The sequence below is a fragment of the Pseudomonas sp. So3.2b genome, from assembly GCF_019464415.1.
Taxonomy (GTDB): Bacteria; Pseudomonadota; Gammaproteobacteria; order Pseudomonadales; family Pseudomonadaceae; genus Aquipseudomonas; species Aquipseudomonas shahriarae.
The window spans coordinates 384,906-403,128 of record NZ_CP080494.1 but is presented as its reverse complement, the minus strand read 5'-3'; the positions used below and the strand labels follow the sequence as shown (position 1 = coordinate 403,128).

Sequence of the window (18,223 nt, the reverse complement as noted above, 5' to 3'; positions counted from 1 at the left end):
TCACGTCCAATCGCGCTCCGTTGGCCTATGCTGCTGACAGGCTGTCGTCAGTTCTCCTCATGAGGGATGTTCAATGTTCTACGTGCAACGTGATGCACAGGGTGAGCTGATTCGCGCCGAAGCGGTTGCCTTCGCCGAATCGACCGGCACCCTGCCCGCGGATCATCATGAGATCCAGGCCTGGTTTGCCAATGAAGAAGCGGAGCTGAGCCTCAAGCAGCTCAAGCACAGTGACTCGGAGATGATTCGGGTGCTGGAAGACTTGATTCAGGTGCTGATCCAGAAAGGCGTGATCAACCTCACGGACCTGCCGGTTGCCGCGCAAGCCAAGCTCAAGGATCGCAGCCACGCACGGGAATCACTGGGTGGCCTGAGCCACCTGATCAATGATGATGAGACCGGCCTGATCTGAGGCCGGCCACGGCCTCAGCGCCAGGGCGCCGGCTCGCCAAACAGCTGGCCCTGCACGCCAAAAATCCCCATCTCGCGAATCACCTGCAACTCACCCTCGGTTTCGACCCGCTCGGCAATCAGCGGCAAGTCGATGCTGTGGGCTGCGCGCTGGATAGCTTCGATAAACAGGCGCTTGTCGCTTTCCTGGTCGATGTCGCGGATGTAGCTGCCATCGATCTTCAGGTAGGCCAGGCCCAGGCGCGCCAGGTTACCGATCATGCTGAAGCGCCCGCCAAAACGTTGCAGGCTGAGGGAGAAGTTCAGCTCCCGCAGGCGCTGGGTCAACTGCTCCAGTACCGCCTGTTCGGGCAGTTGCTCTTCACCGATTTCCAGGGTCAGGCGCGGGCCCAGGTTGGAATGCTGACGCAGCAGGTCGAACACGCGGTTCAGGGCTTGGGGGTCTGCCAGCGTGGCTGCAGACAGGTTCAGGGCCAACGAATGTTCATGGCTGGCCATCTGCTTGAGCACCAGCTCGAGCATCAGTCGGTCCAGACGCGCCGACCAGCCAAACCGCTCCAGCCAAGGCAGGAAACGGCCGGCCGGGATGGTGTGGCCCTGATCGTCCACCAAACGCGAGAGCACTTTGTAGTGCAGGATCAGTTGCGGATCCTGGGCGGCCACCACCGGCTGGAAGTACAGCTCGAAGCGTTGCTGGCTCAGCGCCAGGTCCAACAGTGAGTGCCAGGCATGATGATCGTCGCCGACGCTGGCGGCAGCGCTGTGGTCCAGGCACACCCAACTCACGTCACCCAGGGTTTCGGCCTGGGCCAATGCCTGGTCGGCCAGGGTCAGCAGGGCCTGGGGGGAATCACCGTGACTGAACGGCGCCAGGCCGATACAGGCAACCGGCGAAACGTCACTGGCGCCGGTGGCTTGCAGGCTTTGCAGGGTGCTTTCCAGGTTCTGCGCCAGCTGCATCGCCTCTTCACGCATCAGCCCCGGCGCCAGCACGGCAAACTCGCCGCCGCGGATGCGCGTAATCAGGTTATGGGTTTCCGGGTACGGCTCGCACTGGCGCAGCAGTTGTTCGCCGACTGCCTGCAGCAGCTGGTCGGTGCGCTGGCCACCGAGGCGCTGGTTGAGGCCGGCCAGGTCCTTGACCCGCAGCACCAGCAGGTAGCCTGAGCTGGTTTCTTCGGGGTTGCTGACCCGGGCATTGAGTTGCATCTCGAAATAACGACGGTTGGCCAGGCCCGTGAGGTTGTCCTGATAGGATTCCACCCGCAGTTTTTCGCTGCGCTCGGCCTGTTCCTGGAACAGTGCCTTGAGCTTTTCCACCATCTGGTTCATCGCCTGTACCACGCGGCGCAGCTCCGGGGTGCGCGGCAGATCCGGCAGGCTCAGGAACTCACGGCGGGCAATGGCATGGGACTGTTTGACCATATAGTCCAGAGGCTTGAGTTGCCGGCGCAGTAATAGCGCACCCAGCACCGCACTGACGGCGCCGCACAGCAGCAGCCAGCCCAGGCTGCCCAGGGCGCTCTGCCACAGCTTGGCCAGGGCGAACATCGGATGGCTGACCACCTCGACCCGCGCCGCCTGCTCCCAACCACGGCTGACCAGGGCGTCGCCGCCGGCCGGTTCCAGGCCGATCAACTTGACGAACCAGTTGGGCACGCCGTTGTTGTCGGGGATACCACTGCGCTCGACGATGACCTGGTCATTGGTCACGTCGACCACGCGGATGCTCGCGTAATAACCGCTGTCGAAGATCGAGCTGACCAGCAGTTCGACCATCGCCGGGTCGTCGATATTGGGCGTCAGGGACAGCGCCAGAGCGGTCGCCGCGTCCTGCGCGTGGGAGCGCAGTTGGTTCACGTATTGGGTACGCGAACTTTCCAGGCTGACCATGAAGCTGCCGCTGAAGGCGACCACCAGGAACAGACAGATAGCGATCAACAGCTGTTTGAACAGTGACATCTGAACAGTTACTCCTAGTTGGCCGGCTCGGCTGGGAAACCTTCCGCCCGCATTTTTTTCAACACATCCTGCCAGCGCGACAGGCGCTTGGTGTCGCCAACCTTTTTGTTGCCTTTGGCGCCGGGCAGGTACAAGCCTTCGGCGTTGAAGGAGTAGACCGGCAGCAAGTCGGTCCGTTGGCTGGCAGGCTGGATCTCGTCGATCAGGCTGTCGAGTACCAGTGGCATGGCCTCTGGCGTCGAATAATAGGTCAAGACCATATGGGCGCGATTCTGCCGCAATGCCTTGACGTAGGTAATGCGCAATTTGTCGCTGGAGACGCCCAGGTGCCGCAGGCTGAAATACTTGGCAATGGCATAGTCTTCACAATCGCCGGCGCCCTTCCACAGGGCTTCGATGGGCGTCTCCCAATAATCGACCTGGCTCCATAAGTCGACATCTTCGACATAGCGCACCCGCTTGTTGAAGAACAGGTTGACCACCTTGAGCTGCTCCAACTCGCTGCCTTGTTTTTGCGTGGCCAGCAGCCGCTGCCAGTCGTCGATACGCTGCTGGCCCGCGCCCAGCGGTCCATAGAGCGCTGTAGCGCGCCGGCTGATCTGGGAAAAATCCCAATCGGCATGCAGCCCGCCAGGCAATAAGCCAGCCAGCAGCAGCGCTGAAAACAGCCAGCACAGGATCCGCGAGGGAGTAAAACGTACCGCCAATGGCTTCAGTCCGTAGAAAGAGACGGAGAATCATTCGATGGTGAAGGGTCAGTCGGCAAAAGACAATGGCACAGTGCAATCACCCAGCGTCCACTCAGCTAAAGCAATCGCACTTGTAAGACGCCCGCCAGCCATAATGTGCGATGTAAAACCGCGCTGTTGAGTCGCTTACAAAGGGAAACTTTGCCTGTTTGACAAGCCTGCATGCAATCTCTAGTGTTCTTTGGATCCAATTAGCCAAAACCCATTCCAACAAGAAAGGAGGATAGCGTAGTCGTGACGCACAAGCCGAACCCTTTGAGCAGCATCAAGATCAGTGGGCCCATTCCCGCTCACCTCGCGCGCTCCGTTATTGAAGAAACATTGCGCAACGCCATACTGGATGGTCGCCTGCCCTGCGGCACCGCCATGCGCCAGCAAGAGCTGGCCAGCCTGTTCGGGGTCAGCCGGATGCCGGTGCGCGAAGCCCTGCGCCAGCTGGAGGCACAGTCGCTGTTGCATGTGGTAACCCATAAAGGCGCCGTGGTTGCTCCGCTGATTGAAGATAACTCGGCGGAGACCTACGCCCTGCGTATTCTCCTGGAGTCGGAAGCACTGCGCTTGTCTATCCCATTACTCACCCAGAGCGATATCGAGCAGGCGGGTGCCTTGATCGACACCCTTGAGTGCGAAACCGACTACACCGAAATCGGCCGGCTCAACCGCCTGTTTCACATGGCGTTGTATGGCAAGGCACCCAACCAGCGGTTGTTGAACCTGGTGGAACACGGGCTGAACGAGGAGGAGCGGTTCCTGCGCTTCAACCTTGAAGCCATGGGACTGGGCAAAACCTCCCAGGAGGACCATCGCGAGCTGCTGAATCTGGTCGCGCAGAAAAAAGTCGAGCAGAGCGTGCTGACGCTGCGTAATCACCTGATGCGCGGCATGGAAGTGATCACTCAATACCTCAACAGCATTGAACAGGACAACGACAAAGGTCCGCGTTGACTTCTCCCGGCTTTAGCCGCCCAGTGCGCGACCTGGATGACCAGGCGCCGCACACGCCCAAAGCCGGTCCATGCCTGCCGTCACCCTCCTGGATGGTTGCGCCAACAGACTCGATATCGACCGATAGGAACCTGCAGCGTTGCAAAGCAATAATGGATCAAATCCTGCCCGTTAAGTCCACCCACATAAAACTCGCAAACAACAAGGAAAGTTCCCACCCCGAACAGTAAGTTCAACTGCAGCATTTCCCTTCCTGCAAAAAAACCTTATACAACTCAGAAAGTATTTGAACACTTAACCAAGTGATTATTCTTTAATTGGTCTTGGCACTTCATTCGAAAGCGTAGGCACAGGCTTGGGCATAGCTGTGGACGACGCGCGCTCCAACAAGAATAGGATGCTTTGTCACTACCTGTTGCTTGCCGGGCAACGAAGTACTCGCAACAACCCACGCTTGGTTCTAAACAAACTTTTTATTTGAGTCGACATAACGACTTATAGGCATTAACCATGTTTCAACTACAAGAACTACTTAGACATAAAAAACAACAATTACATGAGCATCCGATTTTCCTGGAAATCAATTCTCTCCCGCAACTACAACACTTTATGCAAAACCATGTGTTCGCCGTCTGGGACTTCATGACCCTGACCAAACGCCTGCAACAGGACCTGACCTGCATCCGCCTGCCCTGGCTGCCGCCGACAGACCCACAGGCTGCGCGGCTGATCAACGAAATTGTCCTGGACGAGGAATCAGACCAGCGCCAGGGCGTCGGGCACAGCAGTCACTTCGAACTGTATCTGGAGGCCATGCGCGAGGTGGGAGCCTGCACCATCACCATCGAACGATTCATCGCGTTGCAGCGTGAGGGAGCAAGCGTCGACAGCGCCTTGGCACAGATCACCATTGATCCTGCGGTAGAGCGCTTTGTGCGGCACACCCTGGACGTCGCCTTGAACGCACCGACCCATTGTGTCGCCGCGACCTTCCTGCATGGCCGCGAAAGTGTCATCCCGGCGATGTTCAAGCGCCTCCTGGAAGGCTGCGATGTCGCTCATCGGCAAGCCCCCAGCTTGTGCTATTACCTGCAGCGGCACATCGAGCTGGACGCCCAGGGTCATGAACCGGCCGCAGAACACCTGCTACAGCGGCTGATCCAGGCAGATCCCCTGCGCGAACAACAGGCCTGGAATGCTGCCATCAGCGCCGTAGAGAGCCGCATCGCCCTGTGGGACGGCCTGCGCCGGCACGCAGGATGCCAGGAGGTGAGCCTGTGACCGCTGCCGACTACCGCTCATTCGCGACCGACTGGGAGCAGCAGGCGACCATCCGTACTCGCCCGCGTCGCCTGCTGGAAGATGACGACAAGTTGATCTATCCCCTATGTCGTCAACCGTTGGTGCTCAGTGCAGGCTTTCTGGAGCATTGTCCGCAGTGGCGCGAGTTTGTCCTGGTGCAGACGTTCTACAAATTCATCAACGACGTGGTGATCTTTGAAACCGAGATCGTCGATAAAACCGCGAGGAGCATCGCCAAGAATCGCTTTTCAATCCCCTTCCCTGTGGCCTGCCGCTACGCCGCCATGACCGTGGTGGTCGATGAGGATTACCACGCCCTCGTTGCCCTGGACTTCATGCAGCAAACGCAGGAGAAGACGGGTATTGCGCCGCTGGCGCTACCTGCGGCCATCGAGTTGAGCCGTGCCATACCCAGCGCGCAGGCCCGCGTACCGGCACATCTGCGTGATGCCGTGGAGCTGATCGGCGTGGCGATTGCCGAGAACACAGTCACCCATGACGTGGCGGCGTTTGCCAAGGATGACAGCGTCAAACAGTCGGTAAGGGGGTTGATGGCCGACCATCTGGCTGATGAGGGCCGCCACGCCAGCTTCTGGACCGGCCTGGTGCGGCTCTACTGGCAAACGGCAAGCGAAGCAGACCGCCACTGTCTCGCCCAGATGCTGCCGATCTTCCTGCAGCACTATTTGACCAATGACCTGCAAAGGGACTTCGACCTGCTGTTGATCGACCATCTGGATATCAGTCCCTCCGTCCGCGAAGCTTTGCGGGTCGAGGTAAATGCCCTGGCCTTTCCCATCACCCGCCAGCACCCGCTGATCAGCAACATCATGGGTTTCCTGCGCCGCAGCGGTCTGCTGCAAACACCCTGCGTCGCCCAGGCGATGAGCGCGTATCTGCCCGTATCCGGGAGCCCGTCATGAGACGCCTAGGGATTAGGCCGGTCGGTACCAGTACGGCCTTGCACGAGCTGACGCAGGCACTGGAACCCTATGGTCATGACCTTGGTGCGCAGGAGCCGGCCATCGACTTGCTGATTGAAGACGGCACTCAGCCCGTCGCCCAGGATTCGCCCGGCATGGTCGTGATGAGCCTGCGCCTGGCCATCGGCCCCTTGAGCGAGTGCGGCCTGCCGGCCCTGCAAATACGCTGCTATGACCGCGTATCGCAACTGCTGGCCGTGCTGGATGTAGCACCGCCAGCCTGCGGCAACGGTCAACAACTGCGACGCCAGGCGGTGACACAGTTGGTCGAGTGGATTGTGCGGCAGGTCAGCGGCTTCGCGCGCAACCCCGGACATTTTGCCCAACGTGCGAGCGCCTCCCCCCTTCCAGAGCAAAGCCTGCAAGGCCTGGAGGGGCTGGCCTACCTGCATCGCCTTAACCGGACCGATGAGCCGGCGCTGCTGCAAAAAGCCCGGACGCCGCTGGTCAAACAGTTGGAGCACAGCTTGCGGGTCTTCGCCGATAGGCCGGCCCTGGAGATCGCCGGCCTCAGCCTGAGTTATCGACGCCTGTTGCGGCACAGCCTGGCGATCCAGCAGGTTTTGCGGCCGTTGCTCGGGCCTGGGCAGGTGCCCGTGGTCGGTATTTGCCTGGGCAAGTCGGTTGAGTTGTATGCCAGCATTCTGGCGATTCTTGGCTGCGGCGCAGTCTATCTGCCATTGGAGCCGGGCCATCCGCTGCCGCGCCAGCGGGCCATGCTGGAGAATGCAGGGGCCACGGTGTTGCTCGATGACGGCCAACATCCGTTGCGCGAGCATTTCACTGGGGTGGATGTCAGCGGCATAGACAGCCGGCACATGGACGAGCGCTGCCCCCTGGCCCTGACGTTACCCTCGATTGATAGCGCCAGCATGGTGCTCTACACCTCCGGCACCACCGGCCAGCCCAAGGGCGTTTTGCTCAGCCAGCAGAACCTGGCCCATTTCTCGGCGTGGTACAGCCAGTATGTCGAGCTCAGTGAGCACAGCCGCGTACTGCAATTTTCTTCCTTGAGTTTTGACTCTTCACTGATCGACCTTTTTCCGGCCCTGAGCCAGGGCGCGACCCTGATTGTTCCCAGCGAAGAACAGCGTCGCGACCCTCGCCAGTTGGTGGAACTGATCCGGCAACGGCGCATCACCCATGCCTTCCTGCCACCTGCGCTGTTGAGCCTGCTGCCGATGGATCGGCCGCTGGGCCTGGAGCACCTGCTGACCGGCGGTGATATCTGTGAGCCCCATGTCATTGAGCAAATGGCCGGGCAATGCGCCCTGCACAACCTGTATGGCCCGACAGAGGCCACGGTGCTGGTCAGCTGCCGGCGGATGCGGGCTGACGACAGCAATCTCAACCTCGGCATGCCCATCGCCAACAGTCAGGTGCTGATCCTCGACGAGCAGCGCCGACCGGTTGAGGATCAGGTGGTTGGCGAGCTGTACATCGCAGGCCCTGGAGTAAGCCTTGGGTATGTGAACCAGCCACGGCAGACCGCCGAGCACTTTGTGCACCTTGCGCTGCCTGATGGCCGAACCCTGCGCACCTATCGCACGGGAGACATGGCGAAATGGACTGCAGAGGGCATCGAACTGGTCGGGCGCCAGGACCAGCAGGTGAAGATCCGCGGTTTTCGGGTCGAACCCCAGGAGATTGAGCAGTGTTTGCGCGCCAGCCAGTTGTTTCGCCAGGTGGCGGTGGTGATTAACCGTGAGCGAAGAATTCTCGTGTTCGTGGCACACGCTGATCCCAGCTATTCGGGCGCGGCCCTGGCAGCGCTCAAGCAACACGCCAGGCAAACGCTGCCGGACTATATGCAGCCGACCGTATTCACTGAGTTGACGAGCCTGCCCTATGGCAGCAATGGCAAAGTTGATCGCCAGGCATTACAGGCACTGGTCGTGCAGGCCGTCTCGGATAACCCCCATTGCCTCCCCCAAACGCCGGTGGAAGCGCAATTGCTGGACCTGTGGAGTGAGCTGCTGGGGTTGCCGGTCAACGAGATCTCGACTGACGACAGTTTTTTCCATCTCGGCGGTCACTCCATTCTGCTTTCGACCATGCTCCTGCGGATTCGCGAGTTGTACGGACGCAGCCTGCCCCTCAACCGGTTTATCGAAGCGCCAACGGTGCAGACACTCGCGGCGTTGATGGGCGACAGCGCGCCGGGGACGGCGCCCACCGCCCGGGCGATAAGCGATGCACTACGCCCGCTGGATATCCCCGTGCTGCCAGGGGCGCGTGCCGGTGATCGCCACAAGGCTATCGTGACCGGCGCCAACAGCTTTTTGGGTATACATATCGTCGAAGCCTTGCTGGTGGCCGGAGCGACAGAAGTCGCCTGCCTGGTTCGCGAAAACCCAGGACAATCGGCCGCCATACGGTTTGCCGACGCCATGCGTGAATACCGCCTGGAACACCTGGACCTGAGCCGCGTACGGGTATACACCGCTGACCTGCGCCAACCTCGTTTAGGCCTGGAGGCACAGGTCTATGAACGCCTCGCCCGCCAGTTCGGGGTGCTGGTACACAGCGCGGCCCACGTCAATCACGTCATGGACTACGCATCGCTGGCCAAGGACAACGTGGAGCCGGTCATTGAATGCCTGCGCCTGTGCGAAACCCATTGCAAGAAAGTGCTCAATTTCGTCTCCACACTATCCGCGTCGAGTAGCGTTGGGGCCGACGGGCAAGTGCTTGAAGCGCCGGCGGCAAGCACCCCACCGCTGTACATCAAGAACGGCTACAACCTGTCCAAATGGGTGGCCGAACGTCTATTGGGGCGTGCCGCCGGACAAGGTGCCTGGATCAATATCTATCGACCCGGGAACATCAGTTTCAATAGCCACAACGGTGTCTGCCAACCCCACAAGAACCGCCTGCTGCTGATGCTCAAGGGATCGCTGCAGCTGGGCCGGGTGCCACGCCTGGGCTTGAACTTCGACCTGATGCCGGTGGATTTCCTGGCACGGTTCATTGCCTTCCACAGTGGCAACTACGTTGCCGAGCGTAGCGTCTTCAACCTGCACAATCCGCAGCCCCTGAGGTGGGAAACCTACGTGGAGTCGTTTCGCCAGGCAGGTCATGCGTTCGAGTTGGTGAGCGTCGCGGATTGGCAGCACCATCTGCGCGAAGTAGGTCGCGAGAATGCCCTTTTCGGTGTGCTCGGGTTCTACCTCAATGGGCTGGGAGAAGACATCGGCGATATTTCGATGATTCGCCATGAGAACGCACGCCATGGCGTCGAACAAATGGGTGTGCAGTATCCCGAAAAAGCACCCGAGTTATTACGCAGAGGATGCCAATACCTCAATGCCATCGGCTTTCTGTGACCCCCGCCTTCAGGAAATACTTATGAGACAGCTGCAACCCGATACGTTGATCAAAAACCCCCTGGGCAGGCCTGTGGTGTCATCTGTGGTGATTGCCTGCAGCGCCGATGAGCTATGGGCGGTCGTGGGGCGTTTCGAGGGATTTGACGCGTTCATTCCTGCCCTCGCCCGTATCAGCATGACGGGCAGCGGGGTGGGATCGCTACGCAAGAAATGGTTCCACGATGGCAATATCGTCGTGGAACAGCTCAACAGCCACGATGCGCGGACGATGCACATGACGTGGACGACGATCTATAACACCTTGGGCGTGGCCCGACTGTGGGCGGCAATGGCTGTTGAGTCGCTTGAGGGGCAACAAGCGCGGGCGACCTGGACCATCATCGCCGAGCCCGTTGATGCCCGCGATAAAAAGGGGTTTGAACAGTTTATTCAGGACTTCGCCGACAGTGCACTGGATAACGTACGCCGGTTGCTTGGCTGAAAAAAATGGCGCAGTGCACTGCTGCACTGCGCCATATTTACCCCGTGGTGATCAGATCTTGAAACTGTCGACCAACTGCTTCAAGCGATTGGCTTGTTGTGACAGCGCGTCACAGTCTTTCAAGGTCTCATTGAGGTTGGCCACACCTTGCTGGTTCAGCAGGTTGATCTGGTTGATATCAACATTGAGGGTTTCCACCACGGCAGTCTGTTCCTCAGTGGCTGCCGCCACCGATTGGTTCATGCCATCAATCTCGACGATTCGCTGGGTCACGCTGATCAAGCGCTCACCGGCCTGGTTGGCAACCTCGACACTTTCTTCGCTGGACACCTGACTGGCGTTCATTGTGGTGACCGCTTCGCGTGAACCGATCTGCAACGAGGTGATCATCTTGTGGATCTCCTCCGCCGATTCCTGGGTACGGTGAGCCAGGTTGCGCACCTCGTCGGCGACCACGGCAAAGCCACGGCCGGCTTCACCGGCACGGGCCGCTTCAATGGCGGCATTGAGGGCCAGCAGGTTGGTTTGCTGAGAGATGCCTTTGATCACATCAAGAATGTGGCCAATGTTGTCGGTACTGGCATTCAAGGTTTCGATCTGCGTGCAGGACAAGCTGATCTTCTGCGACAGCTCGGACATCGCCAGGATGGTTTTCTCTACCACCTGGCGACCGTCATCGGCTTGCTCGCTGGCGCCACTGGCGTGTTGCGAGGCGTCAGCGGCGTTACGGGCGATTTCCTGGGTGGCGGCACCCAGTTCGTTAATGGCCGCAGCAACGCTGTTGGTACGGGCGCTCTGTTCGTCGGAGCCGATGATCGAGGCGTTGGACGATGCCATCACGCGCTGGGAAAGATCGTGTACATGCCTGGTCGCCGAGGACACTTCGCTGATCGAGGCATGGATACGCTCGACAAACTGGTTGAACGCACTACCCAGCTCGCCGAATTCATCTTTGCTTTCCACGACCAGGCGGCGGGTCAGGTCACCCTCGCCTTGAGCAATGTCCTGCATCGCGCGGCCCATGGTGGTCAGTGGGCGCATCAGCACCTGGATCAACAGGCTCAGCAACACGGCAATCGCTGTGACGGCAATAAACATCGCGATCAAAGCGGAGGTGCGGAATTTACCCAGGGGGGCGTAGGCTTTGTCTTTGTCGATCGACAGGCCTATGTACCAATCTGCACCCGGCAAGCCGCTGATCGGGGTGAAGGACAGGATGCGGTCCTGACCATTGAGGACGACATCCTGATTAACCTTCTCAATCCGGACACCGCTGCCTGGATAGATATCCTTGAGGTTTTTCATTACCTGCTCTTGGTCAGGGCTGACGATTACCTGCCCATCGCCGCTGACCAGGAACGCGTGGCCAATCCCGCCGAAGTCCACCGAGTTGATGATTTTCACCAGGGTTTGCAGGCTCAAGTCACCACCCACTACACCCAGCAGCTCACCATTTTTCTTGACCGGCATCGCGATGGTGACGATCAAACCACCGACGGCGGCCATATAAGGCGGCGTCAGCATGGGTTTGTCGGCAGCGACCGCTTGCTTGTACCACGGGCGCTGACGCGGATCGTAGCCTTCAGGCATTTTCGCGTCAGGACGCTGAGTGAAGACACCGTTGGTTGAGCCAACGTAGGTGAACTGGAAGTTCGAGGTGAACGCCGGTTGATCAACCAGGCCGGGGAGGTCGGCGTTGGCGCCTTGATGAGCAACGTTCTGCGCGAGATTCTCCAGGACCAGTATCCGGCCACTGAGCCAGTTCTGCACACTGCTGGCAGTCAGGTCACCCGACTGCTCAATAGATGACTCCAGATTTTGCCTGATGGTGTTGCGCTGCAGGTAGTCGTTGTACAACGTAAACAGCGCGAAGGCCAAAACCACAACGCCTGACGCGGCCAACAGAATTTTATGACTGAACTTGAGATTCATTTCATCGACTTCTTTTTGCCAAAAGGGGGTGAGCGTGCCGAATGCAACGTTCCATGTACGGTATAGGCGGACTCTACGACCGCTCTATTTCGGTGCACGCATGGCTCATCAGGCTTTCGGCCAAGGTTGGATAAATCTTAGGAATTTGTGGGATACATCTTCTTTTTATGCAGGAAACTGACAGGCGGTCAGCAGAGGACACATAAGCCCCCAAAACGACAAAACCCCCGTCTGCGTTAACAGACGGGGGTTTCGGAATTTGATCTTGACGATGACCTACTCTCACATGGGGAAACCCCACACTACCATCGGCGATGCATCGTTTCACTGCTGAGTTCGGGATGGGATCAGGTGGTTCCAATGCTCTATGGTCGTCAAGAAATTCTGTGTACCAGAGCGTTGCACTAGCAACGGTCCGGTGAAATTCATGGACTTCTACATAAACAAAACCCCTGTTTGCGTTAGCAAACAGGGGTTTTGGAATTTAATCTTGACGATGACCTACTCTCACATGGGGAAACCCCACACTACCATCGGCGATGCATCGTTTCACTACTGAGTTCGGGATGGGATCAGGTGGTTCCAATGCTCTATGGTCGTCAAGAAATTCGGGTACTGAGTCGTGACCAAATGGTCTCGCTTCAGCAAATTGGGTATGTGATAGCTTTCGGTGTTTTGTGAGATTCGAACTTTCGGTTCATTTCGTCTTCACACACCGCAATCTGATGCTTTTGCTTGTTTCCAAGTCAAGAGTAGTCAAATTGCTTGGGTGTTATATGGTCAAGCCTCACGGGCAATTAGTATTGGTTAGCTCAACGCCTCACAGCGCTTACACACCCAACCTATCAACGTCGTAGTCTTCGACGGCCCTTCAGGGAACTCAAGGTTCCAGTGAGATCTCATCTTGAGGCTAGTTTCCCGCTTAGATGCTTTCAGCGGTTATCTATTCCGAACATAGCTACCCGGCAATGCCACTGGCGTGACAACCGGAACACCAGAGGTTCGTCCACTCCGGTCCTCTCGTACTAGGAGCAGCCCCTCTCAAATCTCAAACGTCCACGGCAGATAGGGACCGAACTGTCTCACGACGTTCTAAACCCAGCTCGCGTACCACTTTAAATGGCGAACAGCCATACCCTTGGGACCGGCTTCAGCCCCAGGATGTGATGAGCCGACATCGAGGTGCCAAACACCGCCGTCGATATGAACTCTTGGGCGGTATCAGCCTGTTATCCCCGGAGTACCTTTTATCCGTTGAGCGATGGCCCTTCCATACAGAACCACCGGATCACTAAGACCTACTTTCGTACCTGCTCGACGTGTCTGTCTCGCAGTCAAGCGCGCTTTTGCCTTTATACTCTACGACCGATTTCCGACCGGTCTGAGCGCACCTTCGTACTCCTCCGTTACTCTTTAGGAGGAGACCGCCCCAGTCAAACTACCCACCATACACTGTCCTCGATCCGGATAACGGACCTGAGTTAGAACCTCAAAGTTGCCAGGGTGGTATTTCAAGGTTGGCTCCACGCGAACTGGCGTCCACGCTTCAAAGCCTCCCACCTATCCTACACAAGCAAATTCAAAGTCCAGTGCAAAGCTATAGTAAAGGTTCACGGGGTCTTTCCGTCTAGCCGCGGATACACTGCATCTTCACAGCGATTTCAATTTCACTGAGTCTCGGGTGGAGACAGCGCCGCCATCGTTACGCCATTCGTGCAGGTCGGAACTTACCCGACAAGGAATTTCGCTACCTTAGGACCGTTATAGTTACGGCCGCCGTTTACCGGGGCTTCGATCAAGAGCTTCGCGTTAGCTAACCCCATCAATTAACCTTCCGGCACCGGGCAGGCGTCACACCCTATACGTCCACTTTCGTGTTTGCAGAGTGCTGTGTTTTTAATAAACAGTCGCAGCGGCCTGGTATCTTCGACCGGCATGAGCTTACGGAGCAAGTCCTTCACCCTCACCGGCGCACCTTCTCCCGAAGTTACGGTGCCATTTTGCCTAGTTCCTTCACCCGAGTTCTCTCAAGCGCCTTGGTATTCTCTACCCAACCACCTGTGTCGGTTTGGGGTACGGTTCCTGGTTACCTGAAGCTTAGAAGCTTTTCTTGGAAGCATGGCATCAACCACTTCGTCATCTAAAAGATGACTCGTCATCAGCTCTCGGCCTTAGAATCCCGGATTTACCTAAGATTCCAGCCTACCACCTTAAACTTGGACAACCAACGCCAAGCTGGCCTAGCCTTCTCCGTCCCTCCATCGCAATAACCAGAAGTACAGGAATATTAACCTGTTTTCCATCGACTACGCTTTTCAGCCTCGCCTTAGGGACCGACTAACCCTGCGTCGATTAACGTTGCGCAGGAAACCTTGGTCTTTCGGCGTGGGTGTTTTTCACACCCATTGTCGTTACTCATGTCAGCATTCGCACTTCTGATACCTCCAGCAAGCTTCTCAACTCACCTTCACAGGCTTACAGAACGCTCCTCTACCGCATCATCCGAAGATGATACCCGTAGCTTCGGTGTATGGTTTGAGCCCCGTTACATCTTCCGCGCAGGCCGACTCGACTAGTGAGCTATTACGCTTTCTTTAAAGGGTGGCTGCTTCTAAGCCAACCTCCTAGCTGTCTAAGCCTTCCCACATCGTTTCCCACTTAACCATAACTTTGGGACCTTAGCTGACGGTCTGGGTTGTTTCCCTTTTCACGACGGACGTTAGCACCCGCCGTGTGTCTCCCATGCTCGGCACTTGTAGGTATTCGGAGTTTGCATCGGTTTGGTAAGTCGGGATGACCCCCTAGCCGAAACAGTGCTCTACCCCCTACAGTGATACATGAGGCGCTACCTAAATAGCTTTCGAGGAGAACCAGCTATCTCCGAGCTTGATTAGCCTTTCACTCCGATCCACAGGTCATCCGCTAACTTTTCAACGGTAGTCGGTTCGGTCCTCCAGTTAGTGTTACCCAACCTTCAACCTGCCCATGGATAGATCGCCCGGTTTCGGGTCTATTCCCAGCGACTAGACGCCCTATTAAGACTCGCTTTCGCTACGCCTCCCCTATTCGGTTAAGCTCGCCACTGAAAATAAGTCGCTGACCCATTATACAAAAGGTACGCAGTCACCCAACAAAGTGGGCTCCCACTGCTTGTACGCATACGGTTTCAGGATCTATTTCACTCCCCTCTCCGGGGTTCTTTTCGCCTTTCCCTCACGGTACTAGTTCACTATCGGTCAGTCAGTAGTATTTAGCCTTGGAGGATGGTCCCCCCATATTCAGACAAAGTTTCTCGTGCTCCGTCCTACTCGATTTCATGACTAAGAGATTTTCGCGTACAGGGCTATCACCCACTATGGCCGCACTTTCCAGAGCGTTCCGCTAATCTCAAAGCCACTTAAGGGCTAGTCCCCGTTCGCTCGCCACTACTAAGGGAATCTCGGTTGATTTCTTTTCCTCAGGGTACTTAGATGTTTCAGTTCCCCTGGTTCGCCTCTTAAGCCTATGTATTCAGCTTAAGATAACCATCTTATGATGGCTGGGTTCCCCCATTCAGACATCTCCGGATCAAAGTCTGTTTGCCGACTCCCCGAAGCTTTTCGCAGGCTACCACGTCTTTCATCGCCTCTGACTGCCAAGGCATCCACCGTATGCGCTTCTTCACTTGACCATATAACCCCAAGCAATCTGGTTATACTGTGAAGACGACATTCGCCGAAAATTCGATAATACTCAATTTGAGTAACTCACAAATTTTACCTTAGCCTGATCCGTTACCAGTGAAAGTAACGTTCAGTCTATCTTTCTATCACATACCCAAATTTTTAAAGAACGAACTAGTCAAAGACTAGAAATCAACATTCACCATCGCATTGATGGAATGCTCATTTCTAAGCTTTATACAGACAGAAGCAGTAGTGGTGGAGCCAAACGGGATCGAACCGTTGACCTCCTGCGTGCAAGGCAGGCGCTCTCCCAGCTGAGCTATGGCCCCGTATTTCTACAGGCGTTTCCCACACAAAATTGGTGGGTCTGGGCAGATTCGAACTGCCGACCTCACCCTTATCAGGGGTGCGCTCTAACCAACTGAGCTACAGACCCAATTTCGGGCTGCTTCTTTCGTCTTCTTCAATGAATCAAGCAATTCGTGTGGGAACTTATGGAGCAGCTGATGTCGTCGATTAAGGAGGTGATCCAGCCGCAGGTTCCCCTACGGCTACCTTGTTACGACTTCACCCCAGTCATGAATCACACCGTGGTAACCGTCCTCCCGAAGGTTAGACTAGCTACTTCTGGTGCAACCCACTCCCATGGTGTGACGGGCGGTGTGTACAAGGCCCGGGAACGTATTCACCGCGACATTCTGATTCGCGATTACTAGCGATTCCGACTTCACGCAGTCGAGTTGCAGACTGCGATCCGGACTACGATCGGTTTTGTGGGATTAGCTCCACCTCGCGGCTTGGCAACCCTCTGTACCGACCATTGTAGCACGTGTGTAGCCCAGGCCGTAAGGGCCATGATGACTTGACGTCATCCCCACCTTCCTCCGGTTTGTCACCGGCAGTCTCCTTAGAGTGCCCACCATTACGTGCTGGTAACTAAGGACAAGGGTTGCGCTCGTTACGGGACTTAACCCAACATCTCACGACACGAGCTGACGACAGCCATGCAGCACCTGTCTCAATGTTCCCGAAGGCACCAATCTATCTCTAGAAAGTTCATTGGATGTCAAGGCCTGGTAAGGTTCTTCGCGTTGCTTCGAATTAAACCACATGCTCCACCGCTTGTGCGGGCCCCCGTCAATTCATTTGAGTTTTAACCTTGCGGCCGTACTCCCCAGGCGGTCAACTTAATGCGTTAGCTGCGCCACTAAGAGCTCAAGGCTCCCAACGGCTAGTTGACATCGTTTACGGCGTGGACTACCAGGGTATCTAATCCTGTTTGCTCCCCACGCTTTCGCACCTCAGTGTCAGTATCAGTCCAGGTGGTCGCCTTCGCCACTGGTGTTCCTTCCTATATCTACGCATTTCACCGCTACACAGGAAATTCCACCACCCTCTACCATACTCTAGTCAGTCAGTTTTGAATGCAGTTCCCAGGTTGAGCCCGGGGATTTCACATCCAACTTAACTAACCACCTACGCGCGCTTTACGCCCAGTAATTCCGATTAACGCTTGCACCCTCTGTATTACCGCGGCTGCTGGCACAGAGTTAGCCGGTGCTTATTCTGTCGGTAACGTCAAAATTGCAGAGTATTAATCTACAACCCTTCCTCCCAACTTAAAGTGCTTTACAATCCGAAGACCTTCTTCACACACGCGGCATGGCTGGATCAGGCTTTCGCCCATTGTCCAATATTCCCCACTGCTGCCTCCCGTAGGAGTCTGGACCGTGTCTCAGTTCCAGTGTGACTGATCATCCTCTCAGACCAGTTACGGATCGTCGCCTTGGTGAGCCATTACCCCACCAACTAGCTAATCCGACCTAGGCTCATCTGATAGCGCAAGGCCCGAAGGTCCCCTGCTTTCTCCCGTAGGACGTATGCGGTATTAGCGTCCGTTTCCGAACGTTATCCCCCACTACCAGGCAGATTCCTAGGCATTACTCACCCGTCCGCCGCTCTCAAGAGAAGCAAGCTTCTCTCTACCGCTCGACTTGCATGTGTTAGGCCTGCCGCCAGCGTTCAATCTGAGCCATGATCAAACTCTTCAGTTCAAACATCTTTGGGTTTTTAAGAAACCCTAAACTTGGCTCAGCAATCGTTGGTTACATCTTTGATTTCTCGCGGAGTAACTTGTGATGCTGATAATCTTGTTGACTATCAGTCTGACTCCACAAGCACCCACACGAATTGCTTGATTCAGTTGTTAAAGAGCGGTTGGTTAAGATCTTTCGTCTCAACCGAGGCGCGCATTCTACAGCAGCCTCATTTGCTGTCAAGTGATTATTTTCAGAAGTTTTCGAGGATTTCCTCAACAACTTCAACCACTTGCGCTTCCGATCTCTCGTTAGCGGGAGGCGAATTCTACAGCGTTACACGCTGCTGTCAACACCTCTTTTTCTCCGCTTTCGACCGAGAGGATCGAAACGTTAATAGAGCCAAACAACACTGCTCTACCAACTCC

At 56.6% G+C, this 18,223-nt stretch carries 9 protein-coding genes, 2 tRNA genes and 4 rRNA genes; 6 read left to right on the top strand and 9 right to left on the bottom strand.

All coding sequences use genetic code 11. The features are described 5' to 3' along the window. Window positions 1-73: 73 nt before the first annotated feature. A complete protein-coding gene (locus K1X80_RS01850; RefSeq protein ID WP_057441348.1) occupies window positions 74-412 on the top strand; it encodes a hypothetical protein in 339 nt (112 codons plus the stop codon). Window positions 413-426: 14 nt separating this feature from the next. On the opposite strand, the gene lapD is transcribed toward K1X80_RS01850, so the two are convergent. Further along, a complete protein-coding gene (gene lapD / locus K1X80_RS01845) occupies window positions 427-2,373 on the bottom strand; it encodes a cyclic di-GMP receptor LapD (protein WP_057957931.1) in 1,947 nt (648 codons plus the stop codon). A gap of 14 nt (window positions 2,374-2,387) precedes the next feature. Further along, the gene (lapG, locus tag K1X80_RS01840) at window positions 2,388-3,080 is read right to left on the bottom strand and encodes a cysteine protease LapG (RefSeq protein WP_057441344.1); all 693 of its coding nucleotides are present in this window, start codon (window positions 3,078-3,080) and stop codon (window positions 2,388-2,390) included. A gap of 276 nt (window positions 3,081-3,356) precedes the next feature. Here lapG and K1X80_RS01835 point away from each other — a divergent pair, with 276 nt between their 5' ends. From K1X80_RS01835 to K1X80_RS01815, 5 genes are all read left to right on the top strand, one after another. After that, on the top strand, window positions 3,357-4,067 hold the full coding sequence (locus K1X80_RS01835; protein WP_057957930.1) for a GntR family transcriptional regulator: 711 nt from the start codon (window positions 3,357-3,359) through the stop codon (window positions 4,065-4,067). A gap of 510 nt (window positions 4,068-4,577) precedes the next feature. Continuing rightward, window positions 4,578-5,348, top strand: a complete 771-nt coding sequence (locus tag K1X80_RS01830) for a DUF3050 domain-containing protein (RefSeq protein ID WP_169990645.1) — start codon at window positions 4,578-4,580, stop codon at window positions 5,346-5,348. Further along, window positions 5,345-6,292: a diiron oxygenase gene (locus tag K1X80_RS01825; protein ID WP_115127104.1), complete on the top strand. Its 948-nt coding sequence runs from the start codon at window positions 5,345-5,347 to the stop codon at window positions 6,290-6,292. Before K1X80_RS01830 ends, K1X80_RS01825 begins: the two co-directional genes overlap by 4 nt. After that, the gene (locus K1X80_RS01820) at window positions 6,289-9,678 is read left to right on the top strand and encodes an amino acid adenylation domain-containing protein (protein WP_186626322.1); all 3,390 of its coding nucleotides are present in this window, start codon (window positions 6,289-6,291) and stop codon (window positions 9,676-9,678) included. Before K1X80_RS01825 ends, K1X80_RS01820 begins: the two co-directional genes overlap by 4 nt. Window positions 9,679-9,700: 22 nt before the next feature. Then, a complete protein-coding gene (locus K1X80_RS01815; protein WP_057957926.1) occupies window positions 9,701-10,162 on the top strand; it encodes an SRPBCC family protein in 462 nt (153 codons plus the stop codon). A 51-nt stretch (window positions 10,163-10,213) separates the two neighbouring features. Here K1X80_RS01815 and K1X80_RS01810 read toward each other — a convergent pair whose 3' ends face one another. The 7 genes from K1X80_RS01810 to K1X80_RS01780 form a co-directional block, all read right to left on the bottom strand. After that, entirely contained in the window at window positions 10,214-12,094 is a 1,881-nt protein-coding gene (locus K1X80_RS01810; protein WP_057441336.1) for a methyl-accepting chemotaxis protein, read from the bottom strand. 263 nt (window positions 12,095-12,357) lie between these two features. Beyond that, window positions 12,358-12,473 (bottom strand): 5S ribosomal RNA (rrf, locus tag K1X80_RS01805). A gap of 109 nt (window positions 12,474-12,582) precedes the next feature. Further along, window positions 12,583-12,698, bottom strand: a 5S ribosomal RNA gene (gene rrf / locus K1X80_RS01800). A 172-nt stretch (window positions 12,699-12,870) separates the two neighbouring features. Continuing rightward, a 23S ribosomal RNA gene (locus tag K1X80_RS01795) occupies window positions 12,871-15,764 on the bottom strand. A gap of 248 nt (window positions 15,765-16,012) precedes the next feature. Continuing rightward, window positions 16,013-16,088, bottom strand: a tRNA-Ala gene (locus K1X80_RS01790). A 30-nt stretch (window positions 16,089-16,118) separates the two neighbouring features. Further along, window positions 16,119-16,195, bottom strand: a tRNA-Ile gene (locus tag K1X80_RS01785). An 81-nt stretch (window positions 16,196-16,276) separates the two neighbouring features. Beyond that, a 16S ribosomal RNA gene (locus K1X80_RS01780) occupies window positions 16,277-17,813 on the bottom strand. Together the 16S, 23S and 5S rRNA genes with 2 tRNA genes alongside form the textbook arrangement of a ribosomal RNA operon. Window positions 17,814-18,223 lie beyond the last annotated feature (410 nt).